Origin of the sequence: Actinotalea sp. JY-7885, from assembly GCF_014525465.1 — a bacterium.
In the GTDB taxonomy this organism is placed as follows: domain Bacteria; phylum Actinomycetota; class Actinomycetes; order Actinomycetales; family Cellulomonadaceae; genus Actinotalea.
Genome location: NZ_JACEXH010000249.1, coordinates 1 through 3,439 on the forward strand (window position 1 = coordinate 1; position 3,439 = coordinate 3,439).

Below are 3,439 nucleotides of genomic sequence, written 5' to 3' on the forward strand. Positions count from 1 at the left end.
GCCCGGCCGGGCCCGGCCCGGGGCGACGCCGGCGCGGTCCGCGCCCCGGTCCTCCTGCGGCCCGTCGCCGTCACGCCGCGGGGCCGTGGCGAGAGCGACTACGACCTCGTGCTCGAGCCGTCGCTCGAGATCAACCCCCTGCTCGCGACGGCGCTGCGCGGTCGCGGTGCCCTCCTGGACCCGACGGCGCTCGCGCGCGGCGCCTTCACCGCGTCCGGGTTCGACCCGCGCCCCGCGCTCGACCGGCTCACGTCGCTCGGCCAGGCGGTCCTCGACGACTTCCGCATCGAGGAGCGCGTCCTCGTCGGGACCTTCGTGCACCCCGAGCAGGCGCTCGTCGCCGACCTCGACGCGCAGGCCGACACGCTGCACGAGCACGAGCTGGTGGCAGCCCTCGCGGGCGACCGGCGCGCCGTCGACGCCCTGCGCCACCCGCTGCCCAGCCCGCTGCGCGGTGACCGCCCGCTCGACCAGGAGCGCGGCGTCGGGGACCTCGACCCCGTCCAGGAGCACGTGCTCGACGCGGTCGCGGCGGGCCACCACCTCCTGGTCGACGCGCCCGCGGGCAGCGACGTCGCAGGCACGCTCGCCGCGGTCGTCGCCGACGCCGCCGCGAGCGGTCGCACCGTCCTGTACGTGCCCGGCCACCGGCGCGCGGCGGAGGCGCTCACCGACCGCCTCGCCGCCCTGGGGCTCGACGAGCTGGTGCTCGACGTCGCCCCGGACTCGGGCTGGCGCGCGCGCTCGGCACGGCGCCTGCTCGGGGCGATGACTGTCGAGCCCGTCGAGGTCGACGGCGAGAAGGTCGCCATCGTCCAGCGCGAGCTGCTCGACCGCCGCCGCCGCCTGGGCGCCTACATCGCCGGGCTGCACGCGCGCCGCGAGCCGTGGGGCACGTCCGCCTACGACGCGCTGCAGGCGCTCGCGCGCCTGACGTCGGTGCGGCCCGCGCCGCAGACGACCGTCCGGCTGTCCGCGCCCGTCGCGGAGTCGCTCACGGGTGAGCGCCGCGCGCAGGCCGCGACGGACCTCGTGCGTGCCGCGGGTCTCGGCGCCTTCGCGTCGACGGCGCGCTCGACCCCCTGGTACGGGGCGGACCTGCCGACCGACGACCGTGCCGCGGTGGCCCTCGAGCGCGTGGAGCGCCTCCTCACCGCGTCCCTGCCCCGGCTCCAGGCCGACGTCGCCCGGGTCGCCGAGGCTACGGGCCTCACGCGCGCGGCGACGCCCGCGCAGTGGGGCGAGCAGCTGCGCATGCTCGCGGGTGTCCGCGGCGCGCTCGACGTGTTCCAGCCGCTGGTCTTCGAGCGCTCGGCGGCCGACCTCGTCGCGGCCACGGCGACCAAGGAGTGGCGCGCGGAGCGCGGCATCGAGATGAGCGGCGGCCTGCGGCGCCGCCTGCGCAAGCAGGCCAAGGACATGGTCCGCCCCGGGCGCCCCGTCGCGGACCTCCACGCCGCGCTGGTCGACGTCCAGGCCCAGCGCGAGCTCTGGCAGGCCCACTGCCCGGCCGGCGGCTGGCCGCGCATCCCCGACGGCCTCGCGGACGTCGAGCACGAGTACGCCCAGGTCCGCGAGGACCTCGAGGCCCTCGGCGCCGTGCTCGCCGGTACCGCACGCGGTGGCGACCTCCTGGGCCTGCCGTGGCCCGACCTCACCGAGCACCTGCGGCGGCTGCACCAGGACCGCTCGGCCCTGGAGACGCTCCCCGAGCGGACCGCCCTCGTGCGCGCCCTGGACCGTCGCGGCCTCGGGCCCCTGCTCGCGGACCTGGCCGACCGGGCCGTGCCGGCGCCGATGGTCACCGCCGAGCTCGAGCTCGCGTGGTGGAGCACGGTGCTGGAGCTCGTCCTGGCGGAGGACCCCGCGCTCGCGGGGTACGACGGCGCCGCGCTCGCCCGCCTCGTCGCCGAGTTCCGCACGCTCGACCTGCGTCACCTCCAGGACCGTGCCCACCTCTACCGCGCGTCGATCCGCGAGAGCCTGCGCGCGCGGCTGCGTGCCGCCGACGAGGAGTCGCAGCAGCTGTTCGGCGAGATCGTCGAGGACCGCTTCACGAGCCTGCGCCAGGCCGTCGAGCGCTACCCGGCCGTGACGCGGCACCTGCGCCCGTGCCTGGTCTCCGCGCCCATGCTCGTGCCCCACCTGCTGCCGCCCCGCCGCGTCGAGGACCTCGTCATCCTGGACGGCGCGAACCACCTCCCGCTCGAGGCGGTGGTGTGCGCGCTCGCCCGCGGTCGCCAGGTCGTCGTCGTGGGGGACTCGCGCTGCGCCTCGGGCTCGGCGATGACGGAGCTCGCGGCGGTGCTGCCCGCGATCCCGCTGCACGCGGACTCCTCGCGCCGAGACCCGCACCTCACGCAGTTCCTGGCCGACCACGGCTACGCGGGGCGCCTGGTCGCGACGCCGCTGCCGTCCGCGTCGGCGCTGCTCCGGCTCGACGTCGTCGCCGGGAGCGGCATGCCGGCGGCGAACGGCGCGGTGGAGGCGACGCGGGCCGAGGTCGAGCACGTGGTGGACCTCGTGGTCGAGCACGCGCTCACCCGCCCCGAGGAGTCGCTCGCCGTCGTGACGGCCTCGCCCGTGCACGCCGAGGCCGTGCGCGACGCCGTGATGGCGGAGGTCCGCGACAACCCCTCGCTGGGCGGCTTCTTCCGCGTCCAGCGTCCCGAGCCCTTCGCCGTGGTCGACGTCGCCTCGGCGCAGGGCCTGAGCCGCGAGGCCGTGATCCTCTCGCTCGGCTTCGGCCGGACGCCGCACGGCCGGGTCCTGCACCGCTTCGGCGCGCTGAGCGAGAACGGCGGCGCCGGGCTGCTCCTCGAGGCGCTCGGGGCGGTCCGGCGCCGGCTGACAGTGGTCAGCTGCTTCGGCCCGGAGGAGCTCGACGCCGACCGGCTGCGAGCCCCGGGCGCGCGGATGCTCGCCGAGCTGCTCGAGCTCGCGGCCGAGCGCACCGCCGCCGGGCCGGAGACGGACCGCCCGCGGCCCGCGGCCCGCGGCCCCGAGCCGGACCGGCTGGTGCTCGACCTGGCGGAGCGGCTCTGGCGGATGGGGCTCGTGGTCGAGCTCGACCACGGCCTCGACGGCTCGCGGATCCCGCTGGTCGTCGGCCACCCCGACATGCCGGACGCCATGCTCGTGGCGGTGCTCACCGACGACGAGGACTACGTCCGGGAGCCGAGCATCCGGGTCCGCGACCGGCAGCTGCCCGAGCGGCTGGAGCGCCTGGGCTGGACGGTCGTCCAGGTCTGGTCGGCCGCGGCCTTCCTCGACCCGCAGGGCGAGGCGGACGCGGTCGCGTCGGCGGTGATGGACTCCTACCGGCGCCGCCGCGCCGCCGCCCCGCCGCCCCGCCGGAGCGTCACGGTCCCCGCCCTCCCGCCCGAGCCGGAGGCGTCGGGCGAGGCGCCCGACGCCGCGGAGCCCGGTGCGGTGGTCG

Annotated in this window: 1 protein-coding gene; it reads left to right on the forward strand. The window is 77.9% G+C overall.

Going from position 1 to position 3,439, the window contains the following annotated elements; translation table 11 throughout:
• On the forward strand, positions 1–3,439 hold a 3,439-nt coding region (locus IDM29_RS15705), incomplete at both ends, for a hypothetical protein (protein WP_188037761.1).